Below are 19,300 nucleotides of genomic sequence, written 5' to 3' on the forward strand. Positions count from 1 at the left end.
AAACATGACCAGCCGATTCATGCTGATTTTTGCCGCGGTGAGTGGCTTTATTTTTGTCGCACTGGGTGCCTTTGGCGCGCATGTGTTAAGTAAATCCTTAGGGGTTGTAGAAATGGGCTGGATCCAGACCGGCCTCGAATATCAGGCGTTCCACACGCTGGCTATCTTCGGACTGGCCGTGGCGATGCAGCGCCGGATTAGTATCTGGTTTTACTGGAGCAGCGTCTTTCTGGCGCTGGGCACGGTGCTGTTCAGTGGCAGCCTGTATTGCCTGGCGCTCTCGCATTTACGCCTGTGGGCGTTTGTTACACCTGTCGGCGGCGTATGCTTCCTGGCCGGTTGGGTATTAATGTTTATCGGAGCTATCCGTCTGAAACGCAAGGGCGTTGTTCATGAATAAGGTTGTTTTATATTGTCGCCCGGGGTTTGAGAAAGAGTGCGCCGCGGAAATTACGGATAAGGCTGCACGCCGCGAAGTGTTCGGTTTTGCTCGCGTCAAAGAGAACGCGGGCTACGTGGTGTTTGAATGCTATCAGCCTGAAGATGCCGACAAGCTGGCACGAGAGCTGCCGTTCAGTTCACTTATCTTTGCGCGTCAGATGTTTGTTGCGGGTGAGTTGCTTAAAGATCTTCCGCCTGAAGACCGCATTACACCGGTTGTGGGGATGTTGCAGGGCGTTGTCGAGAAGGGCGGCGACCTGCGCGTTGAAGTGGCAGACACTAACGAAAGCAAAGAGCTGATGAAGTTCTGCCGCAAGTTCACCGTTCCGCTGCGCGCTGCACTTCGCGAGGCCGGGATCCTGACGAACTACGAGACCCCGAAACGCCCGGTGGTGCATATCTTCTTTATTGCGCCGGGCTGTTGCTATACGGGCTATTCCTACACTACGAACAATTCGCCGTTCTTTATGGGCATCCCGCGTCTGAAGTTTCCGTCCGACGCCCCAAGCCGCTCGACGCTGAAACTGGAAGAGGCGTTTCACGTCTTTATTCCGGCGGATGAGTGGGACGAGCGTCTGGCAAACGGGATGCACGCCGTCGATCTCGGCGCGTGTCCGGGTGGCTGGACCTATCAGTTGGTGAAACGCAACATGTGGGTTGCTTCTGTCGATAACGGCCCGATGGCGCAAAGCCTGATGGATACCGGGCAGGTCACCTGGCTGCGCGAAGACGGTTTCCGCTATCGTCCAACCCGTAACAACATCTCCTGGATGGTGTGCGATATGGTGGAGAAGCCCGCGAAAGTCGCTGCGCTGATGGCATCCTGGCTGGTGAATGGCTGGTGTCGCGAAACGATTTTTAACCTCAAATTGCCGATGAAAAAGCGCTATGAGGAAGTTTCTCAGAACCTGGCGTACATTCAGGAGCAGATGGATGAGCACGGTATTAACGTGGTCATTCAGGCGCGTCAGCTGTATCACGACCGCGAAGAGGTGACGGTGCACATTCGTCGCTGGTGGGCGGCTGTGGGCGGGCGTCGCGACGAGCGATAGTTCCTCTCACCCCGGCCCTCTCCCCAAAGGGGCGAGGGAGAAAAGACAGCACCGAACAATCCCCTCTCCCCTATGGGGAGAGGGTTAGGGTGAGGGGGTTACCGCTCTAACCTTAACTGCTGCAAATTCCCGTCCAGCTGCAAATCCGTCTGTAATGTCGCCACATCCCGGCAGATAAATGCCATCTCTTTATGTGCTTCCAGCTTCTTACGCCATTTTTCTGGTACATCTTCCAGCCCGGCGTAAATCCCTTCCAGGCTCTGAAAATCATTCAGGAGCTGCGCGGCACTCTTTGGCCCGATACCGGCAACGCCGGGTACCTTCGAGCTGCTGATCCCCGCCAGGCCCCAGTAATCAGGAAGTTGTTCAGGCGAGACGCCGAATTCGCTGGCGATAAACGGTGCATCAAGCCAGCGCTTTTGAAAGTAGTCACGGATGCGGATCGTGGGGGAGAGCAACTGACAGTAGCCTTTGTCGGTTGAGACAATCGTCGCCTGATGCCCGGCGCTGGCGACTTTCACCGCAAGCGTCGCCGCCAGGTCGTCCGCTTCACTGCCTTCAGCACCCCAGCACGGCACGCCACGCTGTTCAAAGGCGGCGCGGATTGCGGGCATTTCGGCGTGCAGATCGTCTGGCATCGGCGCGCGCCCGGCTTTGTAGTCCGGCAACCGCTGGTGGCGCCAGCCTGTATTTCGGGCTTCGTCGTCAAACACTGCAACCACATGGGTTGGCTCACTGTGGCGGATAAGCAGCTCCAGAGCGTGCAGACAGGTGTCTTTACAGGGGGTGCCCTGCACCGCATGGATACGGCGAATCAGGTTAAGTGCGTCGACGATAAGCAAATGAACAGCCACAGATAATCTCCCTTAAATCTAATGGGTAAAGGGTAACACTGTCGGCAGGATGAAACGAATAGTGCGGGGGAAAACAGGAAGAAGCCTCGCAAAACGAGGCTTCTTGAGCGGCTTAATCGCAGGTTACGATCTTCATTGCCAGACCACCGCGAGAGGTTTCACGGTATTTGGCGTTCATATCTTTACCCGTTTCGTACATGGTTTCGATAACCTTATCGAGACACACGCGCGGCTCGCTGGTGCGACGCAGCGCCATTCGAGCCGCATTGACGGCCTTAACAGATGCAATCGCGTTACGCTCGATGCACGGTACCTGAACTTGCCCGGCGACAGGGTCGCAGGTCAGCCCCAGGTTATGCTCCATGCCGATTTCGGCGGCAATACATACCTGAGTCGGACTCGCGCCCAGCAGTTCAGCCAGGCCCGCAGCAGCCATTGAACAGGCCACACCGACTTCACCCTGACAGCCCACTTCCGCACCGGAAATGGAGGCGTTCATCTTGTAGAGCGAGCCGATGGCACTGGCAACCAGCATGTAGCGCGCCAGAGAGTTGGCGTTCACTTCACGGATGAACTTGTCGTAGTAGGCAAGTACGGCCGGAACAATACCGCACGCACCGTTAGTCGGTGCGGTAACCACGCGGCCACCTGCGGCGTTCTCTTCGTTTACCGCCAGCGCGAACATGTTAATCCAGTCAACAACCGCCATCGGGTCAGTGGTGGTTTTATCGGTGCTGACCAGCATCCGGCGCAGCGCTGCCGCACGGCGCGGTACGCGCAGTTTGCCCGGCAGAACGCCTTCGGTGGTGATCCCGCGCTCGATACCGCCGCGCATCACTTCCCAGACGTTAGCGAAGTGTTGCTCCAGCTCTTCTTTGCTGTGCAGCGCCAGTTCGTTTTTCATCATCAGGCCAGAGAGCGACAGACCCGTCTCCTGGCAGTGACGCTGTAAATCCGCCGCGTTTTTGTACGGATACGGCACTTCAACAGCAGAATTGTTGGTCTGACCAAAATGGTCTTCGTCGACGATAAAACCGCCGCCGATAGAGTAATAGGTCTGGCTATAGATGGCGTTATCGCCGGCCAGTGCGGTAATACGCATCCCGTTTTCGTGCAGGGAGAGGTTGTCGGCATGGAAGTTCATGCACCGATCAACCGGGAATTCCACTTCGTGCTCGCCGTTTGCCAGCAGCAAACGACCGTGGGTATTTACGTCCTGGATAAAACCAGGGATCGCGTCAATATCAACGGTATCCGGCAGGTTTCCCGCCAGGCCCATGATAATGGCAATATCGGTATGGTGGCCTTTACCCGTCAGGGAAAGGGAACCGTATACATCGACAACCACGCGGGTGATGTCGTGCAAAATGCCGCGTGCAATCAAGTCATCCGTGAATTGTTTACCGGCTTTCATTGGTCCGACGGTGTGAGAGCTGGAAGGACCAATACCGATTTTGAAGATATCGAATACGCTAATCATGATGCGTCCATTGCTATCAGTCAGGAGGGAGGAGTGCGCCGCCCGAAGGCGGCACACGAGGTATTAGCTGAACAGCGAGTAGAAGATGGCAGAGATGGCAATCAGACCCATGATCACAACGAATACGTTGCTGATATGGCCGCTGTATTTACGCATCGCAGGCACTTTCTGAATCGCGTACATCGGCATCAGGAACAGAATCATCGCGATAACCGGGCCGCCCAGGGTTTCAATCATGCCCAGAATGCTTGGGTTTAGGGTTGCTACCGCCCAGGTGGTAACCAGCATGAACAGTGCAGTGATTTTGTTCAGCTTGTTAATTTCAATGCTCTTGCCTTTACCGCGCAGAGATTTAATCACCATACCGTTGAAGCCTTCACGAGCGCCCAGGTAGTGGCCCAGGAAGGATTTGGTGATGGCGATAATCGCGATGATTGGTGCCATCCAGGCGATAACCGGTGCGTTAAAGTGGTTTGCCAGGTAAGACAGGATAGAGATGTTCTGCTCTTTTGCCGCAGCCAGATCCATCGGGGAGAGGCTCAGCACGCAGCTAAATACGAAGAACATCACGGTCAGAACCATCATCACGTGAGCGCGAGCCAGGATGCTGGAGCATTTTTTCTCTGCGCCATTGCCGTACTCTTCACGCTTCGCCACCGCGAAGGAGGAGATGATTGGCGAGTGGTTGAACGAGAACACCATTACCGGGATTGCCAGCCACAGGGTTAACAGCAGGCCGTTACCGGTTGCAGATGCGCTGCTCAGGGACAGGGTTTCCAGCGCCGCACCGTTCCACTGTGGGATCAGGTAACAGGCCAGCACCATCAGTGCAATCACAAACGGGAACACCAGAATGCTCATCGCTTTAACAATCATCTGCTCACCGAAACGCACGATGGTCATCATACCGACGATCAGGATCAGCGACAGAATGGCGCGCGGTGGTGGCGTCAGGTGTAACTGGTGCGTCATGAAGCTTTCAACGGTGTTGGTGATTGCCACGCTATACACCAGCAGAATTGGGTAGATCGCGAAGAAGTAGAGCAGGGTGATCAATTTACCTGCGCCAACACCAAAGTGCTCTTCAACCACTTCAGTGATGTCTTCGCCCGGATTTTTACCGGACAGCACAAAACGGGTCAGACCGCGGTGTGCGAAGAAGGTCATCGGGAAAGCGATGATCGCCATGATGATCAGCGGGATCAGACCGCCGACACCTGCGTTGATAGGAAGGAACAGTACACCAGCGCCGATTGCTGTGCCGTAAAGGCCAAGCATCCACATGGTATCCGTTTTGCGCCAACCACTTCGGGATTCAATCGAAGCAACGGTGCTGGTTTGAGTGGTTTCCATCTGTATCTCCTGGAGGAAGCAAATTGTCAGGTTTTTAGTCAAATCCGATGAAAAAGTGCCTGACGGTAATATGAAATTCGTTCAGTGACGGTTTTTTAATAATTTTTGCCCGTAACTATTGGCGGGCGGAAAGATACATTCTAGTTATGAATCCTTCAGTGATCCTGATCCCAAATGCAATAATCCACTCTCTATGTGGGCATGTTTAGACCATTTATCTGCTAAAAAAACATCAAAGAGAATTTACGGGCGCGAAGGCTATCATTAACGACATGTAGCCTGAAAGGCTGACCAGTGAGATAGGAGTCTTACGCTGTAAAGAAGAGGCTTTTTAGTGTTTTCTGACGAGTAATTTGGATTAAGGCTGATAATTTACGGTCTGAAAATTGAGGTAATCGTTTGCGTCTGGTTCAATTATGTAAGTCACATAAGAGATAAGTATGAGTTGTAACGGTAATAAAAAAGCCGGATAGCGCTTCAGCACTCTCCGGCTTGATAGAGGTGACTTGCGGGGATTAGGTGCAAATCTCGTAGCAAGGAATATAAGCGGAACCCGGCAGCTTCATACGATGCTGAGCAACAAAGCCCTGCAGCATGTCATCCATGCGGCGCATCATCTCGCGGTCACCGTGAATTTTATACGGGCCAAACTCTTCGATAGCGCGGATGCCCACCTCTTTCACGTTACCCGCAACGATACCGGAGAAGGCGCGTCGTAAATCGGCCGCCAGAACTTCAACCGGCTGATCCGGGTACAGTTTCAGGTTGGCCATATTCTCGTGAGAAGGTTCGAACGGAATTTGCAGGTCTGGCGCAATACGGATTGACCAGTTGAAGCTGTAAGCATCACCGGTATCGCGACGGTTCTCTTTGACCAGCGGCATGGCTTTCTTCATCTGACGCGCCACTTCCGCCGCATCATCAATGATAATGCGATAGTGACGGCGGGCAGATTCGCCCAGCGTATGCACAATGAATTCGTCCAGAACGCGGAAGTAATCGGCGCTCTCTTTTGGCCCGGTCAGGATCAACGGCAATACCTGATCTTTGTTGGCCGGGTTCATCAGAATACCCAGCAGATAAAGCAGCTCTTCCGCCGTACCCACACCGCCAGGGAAGATGATTATCCCGTGGGCGATACGGACAAACGCCTCAAGACGTTTTTCGATATCCGGCATGATAATCAGTTCATTGACCAGCGGGTTCGGTGGCTCGGCCGCAATGATGGACGGCTCGGTCATCCCGATAAAGCGCCCCTCTTTATAGCGTTGTTGAGCGTGGCCGACCGCCGCCCCTTTCATTGGCGCTTCCATGGCGCCCGGGCCGCAACCGGTACAGATGTTCAGTTCACGCAGGCCGAGCTGGGTCCCTACACGACGGGCGTAGAGGTATTCGGTTTCGTTAATTGAGTGACCACCCCAGCAAACGACCATATTCGGCGCTTCACCCACGTGCAGGGCACGGGCGTTACGCAGGATAGAGAAGACCAAATTAGTGATGTGAACAGAGCTTTCCAGGTCGAGGTGCTGGAAACGGCCCGCGTTGTGGATTTGCCCGTTAACAAACAGGATATCGCGCAACACCGCGAACAGGTTGGCCTGGAGTGAGCGAATAATTCGCCCGTCGACAAAGGCCTCTTCCGGCGGATTGATGACTTCAAGTTTTACACCACGCTCACGACGCAGCACGTTGATATCAAAGCTTTCGAAACGGGACAGCAGTTCTTTACTGTTGTCTGTCAGGCTTCCGGAGTTCAGTACGGCAAGTGAACAATTACGAAACAGTTGATAAAGATCGCTACTGGCCGTGCGTTTAAGCATGTCCACTTCCAGCTGCGACAACATATCCATTGAGCCAAGCGGGCTAATATGTGTAATCAAGTGAGCTCCTTACGGGACGATTATCGTCTTTCCCTGTTGATTACAATAGCCCTGGCTTATGAAGTTTCACAACAGTTTGGGCGGAATACCGCCCGCATATTGTGAAAATATTTATATTACTGACGCACCAGACGACCGGTAGCAGGCACAAAATCGGTATTGGTGCGCCACGGGTTAATGTCCAGGCCGCCACGGCGGGTATAGCGCGCATAAACGCTCAGCTTCTCGGGCTGACAGAAACGCTGAATGTCATTGAAGATGCGCTCTACGCACTGTTCGTGGAATTCGTTGTGATGGCGAAATGACACCAGGTAGCGCAGCAGCTTTTCCCGGTCGATCTTCGGCCCGCGATACTGGATCTGCACGGAGCCCCAGTCTGGCTGATGGGTGATTAGGCAGTTGGATTTCAGCAGATGGCTGACCAGCGTCTCTTCCACCACTTTGTCACCGGCTGCGTTTTCCAGGTAGTCGGTGCTGAACTCGTAGTTATCAATGTCAATATCCTGTTCGTCGATACAGGTTCCATTGAAATGGGCAATGGGCTGGCCTTCCAGCTCATGCAGACGATACAACGATACCGTGACGTCGCCTTTTGCACAGGCGCGTAAATCGCGCTCCAGCGTGTGCAGAACATCGTCCCAGCTGTCGAAACGGGTCTGGTTAAAGCTGTTGAGGTACAGCTTGAAGCTTTTGGACTCCACCAGATTAAGGCTGGCGTAATCCAGCTCCACATGGCCTACCGCCACCTGTGGCAGACCGCGGGCATTCAACCAGGAGAGCTCGTACAGTGTCCAGATATCACCGCCCACAAATGGCAGTGCATCGGCGTGCAGTCCGAGCGGGTCGCGGTTCAAACTGCGCGGCACACCCTGCAACAGGGTTGCATCGTAGGTGTCGCGGTAATCGGTCGATTTCCCCAGCGTTAAGCCCGTTAACGCCTGATGATTTTCGTAAGACATGTTTCATTGCCACTTTGCAGGTACACTTAAGGGCTGAGTTTATCCTGTCTTACGAGAAGAGAGAAATCGGTGGATATCGAAACTGCAAATGCCCTGACCACATTTACAACTCGCTACTGCGATGCATGGCAAGAAGCGAAAGGAACATGGCCGCAAAGCGCTGACTTATATGGTGTTCCTTCACCATGCGTCATCTCGACTCTGGACGATTGCGTTATCTGGCAGCCGAAGCCGTTCAGCGGAGAGCCAAATGTAAATGCGGTTGAACGCGCGATGGACCTTGTGGTACAACCAGCGGTTCATGCGCTTTACACCACGCAATTTGCAGGGGATATGACCGCGCGTTTTGCCGACATATCGCTAACATTGCTGCAAACCTGGAGCGAAGACGATCTCCAGCGCGTCCAGGAAAACCTGATTGGTCATCTGGTCACACAAAAGCGCCTTAAACTTTCTCCGACACTTTTTATTGCCACGCTCGACAGTGAACTGGACGTTATCTCCGTCTGCAATCTGTCTGGTGAAGTGATTAAAGAGACACTCGGCACCCGCAATCGCGACGTTCTCGCCCCTTCACTTGCGGATTTCCTTACCCGGCTTGAGCCTCTTCTGTAATCCATCTTGCTATAGCGCGTGTGAGAGATCTCTTACAAGGTTTGTGAGAGATCGGCGCGTCGTTAAGTTAAATCTCATCCACATTTTACTGTTAACTTCATTATTTTCAATAAGATGCTTAATTTTTCGTGTTGAGGTGAGTCTTACAGCACCTACAGAGTGGGTTGTAAGACGAAGCGGAATAGCGGATTCTATCTCTGTCGACAGGACGCCGACACGAGAAACGAACATCAGGATGATGGCGTTTCTCACACAGGACACGTCAGGATGGCGCTTCAGGAAGGCTTCAGGATGAAGCAAAAGGATCACGCAGGACGCGTAAGGGACACCTCCAGGAAGGAGAATGAGAGCCGGTCAGGATGGGCGGTGGGTCAGGAATACCGGGACGTTTCAGGATGAAACATTCACGTCAGGATGATGTGTGCAGGATGCAAAGGTTTACGGATGACCAGGCCTTCGGGCTTCAGGAAAAGTTGTCACGGATGAGCAGGGAGCACGAATTGTAGCTGGAATGCTGCGAAACGAACCGGGAGCACTGTTTATACAGTGCTCCCTTTTTTTATTTCCCCTTCGGCAGTGTTATGCTTCGCGCCATTGTGTTTTTCGGTCGAGGTTTTCATGACGCGTCACGACAACGTGCGTGCCCAGCTGCACGCCATCGAAGCAGTATTACGTCAGCATCAGCTCTGGCAGGCGGTATCCCCGCAGCCGGAAGCATTCGCCAGCACACAGCCTTTCTGCCTGGATACGCTTGAGCCTTTCGAATGGCTGCAATGGGTTCTTGTCCCGCGTATGCACGCGTTGCTGGACGGAGGTCACCCGCTTCCTCAGGCTTTTGCCGTGTCGCCGTATTTTGAAATGGCGCTGGACGCCACCCACCCGGCGCGCGAAATACTCCTGATTGAGCTGGAACGTCTGGATACGCTGTTTGCAGGTGATGCTGAATGACGCTGGAAATCCTGTATCAGGATGAATGGCTGGTGGCGGTGAATAAACCTTCAGGCTGGCTGGTTCACCGTAGCTGGCTCGATCGCGACGAAAAAGTGGTGGTGATGCAGACCGTGCGTGACCAGATTGGTCAACATGTGTTTACCGCGCATCGCCTGGACAGGCCGACATCGGGCGTATTGCTGATGGGGCTTTCCAGCGAGGCGGGGCGTCTGCTGTCGCAGCAGTTTGAACAGCATCAGATCCAGAAACGTTACCACGCTATCGTGCGCGGCTGGCTGACAGATGCCGCCCGGCTGGATTATCCGCTGGTGGAAGAACTGGATAAAATTGCCGATAAATTTGCCCGCGATGACAAAGGCCCACAGCCCGCGGTGACGGATTATCGCGGCATGGCGACCACGGAAATGCTGGTGGCCACCAGCAAGTTTCCGACCACGCGATACAGCCTGGTTGAGCTGTTGCCCAAAACCGGGCGCAAACACCAGCTGCGCCGCCATCTTGCGCATCTGCGTCATCCGATTATTGGCGACAGTAAGCACGGTGATTTGCGCCAGAACCGCAGCGCGGCCGAGCACTTTGGTTGCCATCGCCTGATGCTACATGCAAGCGAACTGAGCCTTACACACCCGTTTACGGGTGAACCGCTGACAATCCATGCGGGGCTGGACGATGTCTGGATGCAGGCATTGTCACAGTTTGGCTGGATGGGGCAACTCCCCGAAAATGAAAGGGTTGAGTTTGTGTCAGGCAGCGTTCAGGATGAACAGCAATAGCAAAAATTAACGGAGTAACACATGGCTGAAGTCGGCATTTTTGTTGGCACGATGTACGGTAACTCACTGCTGGTGGCGGAAGAAGCCGAAGCGATCCTCGCAAACCAGGGCCACAAGGCCACGGTGTATGAAGACCCGGAGCTGGACGACTGGAAAAAGTACCAGGACAAATACATCCTGGTGGTAACCTCGACCACCGGACAGGGCGATCTGCCGGACAGCATCGTTCCGCTTTTCCAGGGGATCAAAGACCAGCTTGGCTATCAGCCTGACGTTCACTACGGCATCATTGCCCTGGGCGACAGCTCCTACGCCAATTTCTGCGGCGGCGGTAAGCAGTTCGACACCCTGTTGCAGGAGCAAAGCGCTCAGCGCGTGGGTGAGATGCTGCTGATTGACGCCGGTGAACATCCAGAGCCGGAAAGCGAATCAAACCCGTGGGTTGAACACTGGGCGACACTGTTAAAATAATACCCTGCCTGGCCGACAGGTTTTGTAGGCCGGGTAAGGCGCTGCCGCCACCCGGCGAGACCCACCTCTCAAAATCCTCATTTCCGTGAAGTACCTTCCAGTGGTTTGGGCTTATGCCACAAACAACCTCTTACCATGCCGTCAATGTTGTGTTCATGCACGGTGAGGGAACGCGTGACTCCTTCATATACTTTCCCCGTCAGTTACTAAAAAGGCAGTGCTTCACTATAAAACGGCGTTAAGCCGTACCAAAACTGCTAAACACTAACCTCATTCTGATTACCCTACAGGTGCTGTACAGAATGAACCGGCGAAAGCCAGGATTCAGGAGTGCAACTATGAGTACATTAAGCCAGGCTGCCAGCAGCGCTGAGAAGCGCACGAATGCTCGCTACTGGATTGTGGTGATGTTGTTTATCGTCACGTCCTTTAACTATGGTGACCGCGCCACGCTGTCGATTGCCGGCTCTGAAATGGCAAAAGATATCGGGCTTGATCCGGTTGGCATGGGTTACGTTTTCTCTGCATTTTCATGGGCCTATGTTATAGGTCAGATCCCGGGCGGCTGGTTGCTTGATCGCTTTGGCTCCAAACGTGTTTATTTCTGGTCCATTTTTATCTGGTCGATGTTTACCCTGTTGCAGGGTTTCGTCGATATCTTCAGCGGCTTTGGCATTATCGTTGCGCTCTTCACTCTGCGTTTCCTGGTGGGGTTAGCCGAAGCACCTTCCTTCCCCGGTAACAGCCGTATAGTCGCGGCCTGGTTCCCGGCGCAGGAGAGGGGAACGGCGGTAGCCATTTTTAACTCCGCACAGTACTTCGCCACGGTGATCTTCGCCCCGATTATGGGCTGGTTGACGCAGGAGGTGGGCTGGTCGCACGTCTTCTTCTTTATGGGTGGGCTTGGGATCATCATCAGTTTCATCTGGCTGAAAGTCATCCACGAACCAAACCAGCATCCCGGCGTGAACAAGAAAGAGCTGGAGTACATTGCCGAAGGCGGTGCGCTGATCAACATGGATCAGAAGAACACGCAAACAAAAGTGCCGTTCAGCCAGAAGTGGGGGCAGATCAAGCAGCTGGTTGGCTCGCGCATGATGATCGGCATCTATCTGGGCCAGTACTGCATCAACGCCTTAACCTACTTCTTCATCACCTGGTTCCCGGTTTATCTGGTTCAGGCGCGTGGGATGACTATCCTCAAAGCGGGGTTTGTTGCCTCAATCCCGGCGGTCTGCGGATTTGTCGGCGGCGTGCTGGGGGGCGTGATTTCTGACTGGCTGATGCGTCGTACCGGTTCACTGAATATCGCCCGTAAAACACCCATCGTGCTCGGTATGTTGCTCTCGATGACCATGGTGTTCTGTAACTACGTGAGTGCGGAATGGATGATTATCGGCTTTATGGCGATGGCATTCTTCGGCAAAGGCATCGGTGCGCTGGGCTGGGCGGTGATGGCGGATACTGCGCCAAAAGAGATCAGCGGCCTGAGCGGCGGTCTGTTCAACATGTTCGGCAACATTTCCGGCATTGTTACCCCTATCGCCATCGGTTACATCGTCGGTACTACGGGCTCCTTTAACGGTGCGCTGATTTACGTGGGTGTCCATGCGCTGGTTGCCGTACTGAGTTATCTGGTGCTGGTGGGTGATATCAAACGTATCGAACTGAAATCTGTTGCGGAGCGTGGATGATGACAACGCAATCAAGCCCAATCGTCACGGAAATGCAGGTCATCCCGGTGGCGGGGCAAGACAGTATGCTGCTCAACATTGGCGGCGCGCATAACGCCTGGTTTACCCGCAACATCGTGGTGCTGACCGACAGCGCTGGTAATACAGGTGTCGGTGAAGCGCCGGGTGGCGAGGTGATTTACCAGACGCTGGTCGATGCGATCCCACAGGTTGTGGGGCAGGAAGTGGCTCGTCTGAATAAAGTGGTTCAGCGGGTGCATAAGGGTAACCAGTCTGCTGATTTTGATACCTTCGGCAAAGGCGCCTGGACGTTTGAACTGCGTGTAAATGCGGTGGCCGCGCTGGAGGCTGCGCTTCTGGACCTGCTGGGCAAGGCGCTGAATGTCCCGGTGTGCGAACTGTTAGGGCCAGGCAAGCAACGCGATGCGGTAACGGTTCTGGGTTATCTGTTCTATGTCGGCGACCGAAACAAAACGGACTTACCTTATCTGGCGAGTTCGCCGGGTAACCACGACTGGTATCATCTGCGTCATCAGGAGGCGCTTTCCAGTGAGGCTGTGGTTCGCCTGGCTGAAGCAGCGCAGGATCGCTACGGTTTTAAAGATTTCAAACTGAAAGGCGGCGTATTGCCGGGCGAGCAAGAGATTGAAAGCGTCCGCGCGCTGAAAAAGCGCTTCCCGGATGCCCGTATCACCGTCGATCCAAACGGCGCGTGGCTGCTCGATGAAGCTATCGCCTTGTGCAAAGGCCTGGGTGATGTGCTGACCTACGCGGAAGATCCGTGCGGCGCAGAACAGGGTTTCTCCGGTCGTGAAGTGATGGCGGAATTCCGGCGTGCCACCGGGTTACCAGTGGCGACCAATATGATTGCGACCAACTGGCGCGAAATGGGCCATGCGGTCATGCTGAATTCAGTCGATATTCCGCTGGCCGATCCGCATTTCTGGACGTTGTCCGGTGCGGTGCGGGTTGCGCAGCTTTGCGATGACTGGGGCCTGACATGGGGTTGCCACTCTAACAACCACTTCGATATTTCGCTGGCGATGTTTACCCACGTGGGCGCAGCGGCTCCGGGTAACCCGACCGCCATTGATACCCACTGGATCTGGCAGGAGGGCGAAGCCCGTCTGACGAAAAAACCGCTGGAAATCAAAAACGGCAAAATCGCGGTACCCGATGCGCCAGGATTGGGGGTGGAGCTTGACTGGGATCAGATCCACAAAGCGCATGAAGCGTATAAAAAACTGCCGGGCGGCGCGCGTAATGACGCAGGCCCGATGCAATACCTTATCCCTGGCTGGACATTTGACCGCAAACGCCCTGTTTTTGGACGTCACAATTAAAAGGATTGAACGATGAGCACATTTTCGACCCCTGTAGTTACCTCCATGCAGATCATTCCGGTTGCGGGTTATGACAGCATGTTGATGAACCTGAGTGGCGCACATGCCCCATTCTTCACCCGCAATATTGTGATTATTAAAGATAACTCCGGCCACACTGGAGTGGGCGAAATTCCGGGCGGTGAGAAGATCCGTAAGACGCTGGAAGATGCCATTCCTCTGGTCGTGGGTAAAACCCTGGGCGAGTATAAAAACGTGCTGAACGCGGTGCGTAGCACCTTCGCCGATCGGGATGCCGGCGGGCGCGGTCTGCAAACCTTTGATCTGCGCACCACTATTCACGTTGTCACGGGTATTGAGGCGGCGATGCTGGATCTGCTTGGTCAGCATCTGGGCGTGAACGTGGCGTCACTGCTGGGCGAGGGGCAACAGCGTAGTGAAGTAGAAATGCTTGGCTATCTGTTCTTCGTCGGTAACCGCAAACTGACGCCACTGCCGTACCAGAGCCAGCCGGATGAAAAATGCGACTGGTATCGTATCCGCCATGATGAGGCGATGACCCCGGATGCGGTGGTTCGTCTGGCAGAAGCCGCTTACGAAAAATATGGCTTCAACGATTTCAAACTGAAAGGCGGTGTACTGGCGGGCGAGGAAGAGGCAGAAGCGATTTCTGCCCTGGCAAAACGTTTCCCGCAGGCACGTGTGACGCTGGATCCAAACGGGGCATGGTCGCTCGATGAAGCCATCAAGATTGGCAAGCAGCTGAAAGGCGTGCTGGCCTATGCCGAAGACCCGTGCGGCGCTGAGCAAGGTTTTTCCGGGCGTGAAGTAATGGCGGAATTCCGTCGCGCCACCGGCTTGCCAACGGCAACTAACATGATTGCTACCGACTGGCGTCAGATGGGGCATACGCTCTCTCTGCAATCTGTCGATATTCCGCTGGCTGACCCGCACTTCTGGACGATGCAGGGCTCGGTGCGCGTCGCACAGATGTGCCATGAGTTTGGCCTGACCTGGGGCTCACACTCCAATAACCACTTCGACGTGTCGCTGGCGATGTTTACCCATGTCGCTGCCGCCGCACCGGGCAATATTACCGCTATCGATACCCACTGGATCTGGCAGGAAGGTAACCAGCGTCTGACCAAACAGCCGTTCGAAATCAAAGGCGGTATGGTGCAAGTGCCTTCAACGCCAGGTCTGGGCGTTGAGCTGGATATGGATCAGGTGATGAAAGCGCATGAGTTGTACCAGAAGCATGGTCTGGGCGCGCGTGATGACGCCATGTCGATGCAGTATCTGATCCCGAACTGGACCTTCAACAACAAACGCCCTTGCATGGTGCGTTAAGCGTATCGCCGGTTCCTGAGGGCATCGGCATTTTCGACAACCTGGCGGGTGTATGCTTAACGTAGTTAACATGCGTAAGGATGGCTTATGAAAATAGTTATCGCACCGGACTCGTATAAGGAAAGTTTGAGTGCTCTTGAGGTAGCGACAGCGATAGAGCAGGGTTTTCGCGAGATCTTCCCGTCGGCGCAGTACGTCAAACTGCCGGTCGCCGATGGCGGCGAAGGTACCGTCGAGGCGATGGTTGCTGCCACCGGTGGGCGAATTGTTCACGTACCCGTCACCGGCCCGTTGGGTGAACGCGTGGAAGGGTTCTACGGGTTATCCGGCGACGAACAAAGCGCGTTTATTGAAATGGCGGCGGCAAGCGGCCTGGAGCTGGTCGCCCCTTCTCAACGCAACCCATTAAAAACAACCTCCTGGGGAACCGGTGAACTCATCCGTCATGCGCTGGATGTGGGGGTTAAACATATTATTATTGGCATTGGCGGCAGCGCGACCAACGACGGCGGTGCTGGCATGGTGCAGGCACTGGGTGCCAGATTGCTTGATGCTGAGGGCCACATTATTGGTCCTGGCGGCAGCGAGCTGGAGCGGCTGGCGAAAATAGACAGAAGCAGTCTGGACAGACGCCTTGCCGATTGCCGGATAGAAGTTGCCTGCGATGTCACCAATCCGTTAACCGGTGAAGAGGGTGCATCGGCGGTGTTTGGGCCACAGAAAGGCGCCACGCCAGAGATGATCGTCATGCTGGATAATGCGCTTGCTCACTATGCGAAAGTGATCGCCCGGGATCTGGATATCGATGTCTTACATCTGGCGGGCGGCGGTGCGGCGGGTGGCATGGGGGCAGCGTTGTACGCATTTTGCGGCGCGCAGCTGCGCCAGGGTATCGAGATTGTAACTGATGCCTTGCACCTCGATGAGCAGGTTGCCGATGCGGATCTGGTTATCACCGGTGAAGGTCGTATCGATAGCCAGACCATACACGGTAAAGTGCCCGTTGGCGTGGCGAAGGTCGCGAAACGCTTTAACAAACCGGTTATCGGGATTGCGGGAAGCCTGACTGCGGATGTGGGTGTGGTACATGATCACGGCATCGACGCGGTATTCAGCGTGATTTATACCATCTGCTCGCTGGAAGATGCGCTGGAGAATGCGGGTGAGAACGTCCGCATGGCAGCAAGAAACATTGCCGCGGTACTGAAAGTGGGGCAGGGTTTTTAACTCTGATTGCCGGGTGGTGGCTTCACCTTACCCGGCTTACGTTCTTGCTCCTGTAGGCCCGGTAAGCGTAGCGCCACCGGGCTTTTACGTTAGCTTCCCAGCATCTTCCTTGCTTCTCGTGTCACGTTATCCATCTCATCCAGCAGTTCCAGAAACTCAGGTTCAAGCTCTGATTCCGGTGTTCCGGCGCGCAGCTGTTGTTCCACCAGCTGACACAGGTTTTTCAGCCGCGGTACGCCGCTGTAACCACAGCTGCCGTGGAGTTTGTGGATAGCTTCCAGCAGTTCTTCAGGATGTTCACCCACCAGTTGTTCTTCGATCTTGTTGCGAATTTCCGGCAAAAACGCTACCAGCATTTGCAGCATTTCGCGCGCCAAATCGGGTTTGCCCGCCGCCTGGCGCAGCGCCAGCTGCCAGTCGAACGTAGCATTCTGGTTGATGGTGTTCTCAACGGTTTCTGCTGATGGCGTGTACGTTCCGCCGATATGGCCGGGTTTATAGCGCAATAGCAGGTTGTGCAGCTTCTCTTCATCGATAGGTTTTGCCAGATAATCATTCATTCCGGCGCTCAGTAATTTTTCTTTCTGGCCTGCCATCGCGTGCGCCGTAACGGCAATCACCGGGGTCTGCTGCTGGTGCGGAAGCTGACGAATTAATTCACAGGCGCGAATGCCGTCCATGCCCGGCATCTGAATATCCATCAGGATCAGATCGAACTGCATTTGTTTGGCCTGTTCAACCGCCTGCGCGCCACTGGTGCAGAGCTCAACATGCTGAACCTGATCCCCGAGCAATACGCCGATGAGCTTCAGGTTCGCCGGGTTATCGTCCACAGCCATGACGCTCATCGGCAACTTCTGTTCATCATTAACCAGCGGCAGAGCGTGCTGGCTCAGGCGGCAGTATTCCGTCAACGCCGGCAGGAGTCGCGTGGCGGTGAGTGGTTTAAGCAGGCAGGCGGCCGCGCCGTCGTTTTTCAGCTCTTCGGCATTAATCTGGGCGTGGCACGGAAGCGCCAGCAGCAGGTAATCGGTCATCGATGCGGCTTTCGCCAGGCGCTCCTGCTGCATGGTCAGCTCGCCGGTAAAGGTAACCGGAATACCCATCAGCAGGATATCGTAATGCTCCACCGCCAGGGCGGAGAACGTCGGGCTGTAGATTATCTCCAGCGGCGTAGAGCTTAAAACGTCCAGCGTGCTCTGGGCCGCTGCGGCGTTAGGCTCAACATAGGCCAGACGCATCCCTTTCAGGCAGTCGGTGGCCGGGCCATCCGTGAGCACGTTTGGATTGAGATCGAGGCTAATATGGAACCAGAAGGTTGAACCGCGGTTTGGCTGGCTATGGAAGGAGATATCCCCGCCCATCTCTTTCACCAGTTTTTGCGTGATAACCAGCCCAAGCCCTGTGCCGCCATGACGGCGGGAAATGCTGGCATCCGCCTGACGGAAGGCCTGGAACAGGCGCGACTGGTCACGTTCCGGGATACCAATGCCCGTATCGCGGATCTGAACTTCAATCTGCACCTTGTTGTTACTGAGCGCCCGCTTTTCCACCAGCACATCAATGTTACCGCTTTCGGTGAATTTAATGGCGTTACCCACCAGGTTCGTGATCACCTGCTGCAAACGCAGGGGATCGCCAATCACGTTATCCGGCACGTCATTCTTAATGTTAAGCGTTAACTCCAGCCCCTTATCATGCGAGGAGTGGGCAAGCAGCGTCACCACTTCGTCCAGCGTGCTGCGCAGCGGGAAAGGAATGCTCTCCAGAATCAGTTTCCCGGCTTCCAGCTTGGAGAAGTCCAGCACGTCGTTAATGATTGCCAGCAGGTTGTTGGCGGAGCGCTCAATGGTGTGCAGGTGATCGCGCTGGGTTGGATTCAGCTCGCTTTTCAGCGTCAGGCGGGTGAAGCCGATAACGCCATTCAGCGGCGTACGCAGCTCGTGCGACATGTTCGCCAGGAATTCTGATTTGATACGTGCCGCTTCCTGGGCGCGTTTTTTCGCCAGATCCAGCTCGACGTTTTGAATTTCCATCTGTTCCAGCGTTTCGCGCAGATCGGAGGTCGCCTGGTCGACGTTATGCTGCATCTCTTCGTGATAGGCTGCCAGCGACATTGCCATCGAGTTGATACCGTTTTTCAGCATATCTAACTCGCCCAGCATAAAACCTTCCACGCGGCTGTCGAGTTGCCCGCGACGAATGCGGTCGACGGTATTCACCATATTGCGGATAGGCCCCGTGACGTCGCGCATCAGGCGCCAGCCAAATATCAGCGCAATGCCGATACAGAACAGCATCATCACGCCAGAAATGAAGATTTCTTTGTACTGCTGTAGACGCACCGACTTGAGATCCAGCTCCAGCGCCACATATCCCAGCATATTGCTGCTGGATTTGGCATCTGACATAGCGGATTCATCAGGCGAATAACTTTCCGAAATGATAGGTGTGCGCAGGATCATGATATCACCCCGGCGCAACACGGTGAGATGGCGCGGGAACGGCGTACCATCCGGGATTTTCAGCTCGGCCGGATCGAGGTGAAAGTTAGAGGTGACGAACAAACGGTTATGTTCATCGTAGACCGATATCGCGCGCACAATCTCGGAGTGACGCCGGTGGAGCACGCTAATGAGCTGACCAATGGACTCACGGTTTTGCAGGTTCATGCCGTATTCACTGGACACCGCCAGCGGCTCGATAATGCTGGCACCGGCATCTTCCAGTTGTCTCTGCAAATCGTTATAGCGGTGCACCACAAAGAAGATACTCAGCAGCAAACCGATGAGAACGGTGGGGGCGAGGATCAAAATCATCATGCGCGCACGCAGGCTGTAGTTGGTCATGGAGTTCC

The 19,300-nt window shown here is 54.7% G+C and carries 16 protein-coding genes; 10 read left to right on the top strand and 6 right to left on the bottom strand.

Translation table 11 applies throughout. The annotated features are described in order from the left end of the window. Window positions 1–4 precede the first annotated feature (4 nt). Together F3J30_RS13690 and rlmM are read left to right on the top strand one after the other, a co-directional pair. Window positions 5–400: a DUF423 domain-containing protein gene (locus F3J30_RS13690; protein WP_014071581.1), complete on the top strand. Its 396-nt coding sequence runs from the start codon at window positions 5–7 to the stop codon at window positions 398–400. Further along, window positions 393–1,493: a 23S rRNA (cytidine(2498)-2'-O)-methyltransferase RlmM gene (rlmM, locus tag F3J30_RS13695; RefSeq protein WP_166717591.1), complete on the top strand. Its 1,101-nt coding sequence runs from the start codon at window positions 393–395 to the stop codon at window positions 1,491–1,493. Before F3J30_RS13690 ends, rlmM begins: the two co-directional genes overlap by 8 nt. Window positions 1,494–1,591: 98 nt before the next feature. Here the strand turns inward: rlmM and xni are convergent, their stop codons facing one another. The 5 genes from xni to queF all read right to left on the bottom strand — a co-directional run bounded on the left by xni (window position 1,592) and on the right by queF (window position 8,019). Then, window positions 1,592–2,347, bottom strand: coding sequence for a flap endonuclease Xni (xni, locus tag F3J30_RS13700; protein ID WP_166717592.1), 756 nt, complete (start codon window positions 2,345–2,347; stop codon window positions 1,592–1,594). A 112-nt stretch (window positions 2,348–2,459) separates the two neighbouring features. Then, window positions 2,460–3,827: an L-serine ammonia-lyase gene (locus F3J30_RS13705; protein ID WP_166717593.1), complete on the bottom strand. Its 1,368-nt coding sequence runs from the start codon at window positions 3,825–3,827 to the stop codon at window positions 2,460–2,462. 63 nt (window positions 3,828–3,890) lie between these two features. Continuing rightward, a complete protein-coding gene (locus F3J30_RS13710; RefSeq protein ID WP_166717594.1) occupies window positions 3,891–5,180 on the bottom strand; it encodes an HAAAP family serine/threonine permease in 1,290 nt (429 codons plus the stop codon). A gap of 515 nt (window positions 5,181–5,695) precedes the next feature. Next, on the bottom strand, window positions 5,696–7,060 hold the full coding sequence (gene ppnN / locus F3J30_RS13715; RefSeq protein WP_014071576.1) for a nucleotide 5'-monophosphate nucleosidase PpnN: 1,365 nt from the start codon (window positions 7,058–7,060) through the stop codon (window positions 5,696–5,698). Between the two features lie 116 nt (window positions 7,061–7,176). Beyond that, on the bottom strand, window positions 7,177–8,019 hold the full coding sequence (gene queF, locus F3J30_RS13720) for an NADPH-dependent 7-cyano-7-deazaguanine reductase QueF (RefSeq protein ID WP_166717595.1): 843 nt from the start codon (window positions 8,017–8,019) through the stop codon (window positions 7,177–7,179). Window positions 8,020–8,088: 69 nt separating this feature from the next. Here queF and syd point away from each other — a divergent pair, with 69 nt between their 5' ends. The 8 genes from syd to F3J30_RS13760 all read left to right on the top strand — a co-directional run bounded on the left by syd (window position 8,089) and on the right by F3J30_RS13760 (window position 16,443). Then, entirely contained in the window at window positions 8,089–8,634 is a 546-nt protein-coding gene (gene syd, locus F3J30_RS13725) for a SecY-interacting protein (protein WP_166717596.1), read from the top strand. A 618-nt stretch (window positions 8,635–9,252) separates the two neighbouring features. Next, the gene (locus tag F3J30_RS13730; RefSeq protein ID WP_166717597.1) at window positions 9,253–9,582 is read left to right on the top strand and encodes a YqcC family protein; all 330 of its coding nucleotides are present in this window, start codon (window positions 9,253–9,255) and stop codon (window positions 9,580–9,582) included. Beyond that, on the top strand, window positions 9,579–10,358 hold the full coding sequence (gene truC, locus F3J30_RS13735; RefSeq protein ID WP_166717598.1) for a tRNA pseudouridine(65) synthase TruC: 780 nt from the start codon (window positions 9,579–9,581) through the stop codon (window positions 10,356–10,358). Before F3J30_RS13730 ends, truC begins: the two co-directional genes overlap by 4 nt. Window positions 10,359–10,379: 21 nt before the next feature. Further along, a complete protein-coding gene (locus F3J30_RS13740) occupies window positions 10,380–10,829 on the top strand; it encodes a flavodoxin (RefSeq protein ID WP_166717599.1) in 450 nt (149 codons plus the stop codon). A 338-nt stretch (window positions 10,830–11,167) separates the two neighbouring features. After that, a complete protein-coding gene (gene gudP / locus F3J30_RS13745; protein ID WP_166717600.1) occupies window positions 11,168–12,523 on the top strand; it encodes a galactarate/glucarate/glycerate transporter GudP in 1,356 nt (451 codons plus the stop codon). Then, entirely contained in the window at window positions 12,523–13,866 is a 1,344-nt protein-coding gene (locus F3J30_RS13750; RefSeq protein WP_166717714.1) for an enolase C-terminal domain-like protein, read from the top strand. Before gudP ends, F3J30_RS13750 begins: the two co-directional genes overlap by 1 nt. Before the next feature lie 12 nt (window positions 13,867–13,878). Further along, window positions 13,879–15,216 carry a glucarate dehydratase gene (gudD, locus tag F3J30_RS13755; protein WP_166717601.1) on the top strand — a complete coding sequence of 446 codons (1,338 nt, stop codon included), beginning with the start codon at window positions 13,879–13,881 and terminating at the stop codon, window positions 15,214–15,216. Between the two features lie 87 nt (window positions 15,217–15,303). After that, window positions 15,304–16,443 (top strand): glycerate kinase, encoded by a 1,140-nt coding sequence (locus tag F3J30_RS13760; RefSeq protein WP_166717602.1) that lies wholly within the window; start codon window positions 15,304–15,306, stop codon window positions 16,441–16,443. An 89-nt stretch (window positions 16,444–16,532) separates the two neighbouring features. Here the strand turns inward: F3J30_RS13760 and barA are convergent, their stop codons facing one another. After that, window positions 16,533–19,292: a two-component sensor histidine kinase BarA gene (gene barA, locus F3J30_RS13765; protein ID WP_166717603.1), complete on the bottom strand. Its 2,760-nt coding sequence runs from the start codon at window positions 19,290–19,292 to the stop codon at window positions 16,533–16,535. Window positions 19,293–19,300 lie beyond the last annotated feature (8 nt).

Source organism: Enterobacter sp. Tr-810, from assembly GCF_011752765.1.
In the GTDB taxonomy this organism is placed as follows: Bacteria; Pseudomonadota; Gammaproteobacteria; order Enterobacterales; family Enterobacteriaceae; genus Enterobacter; species Enterobacter soli.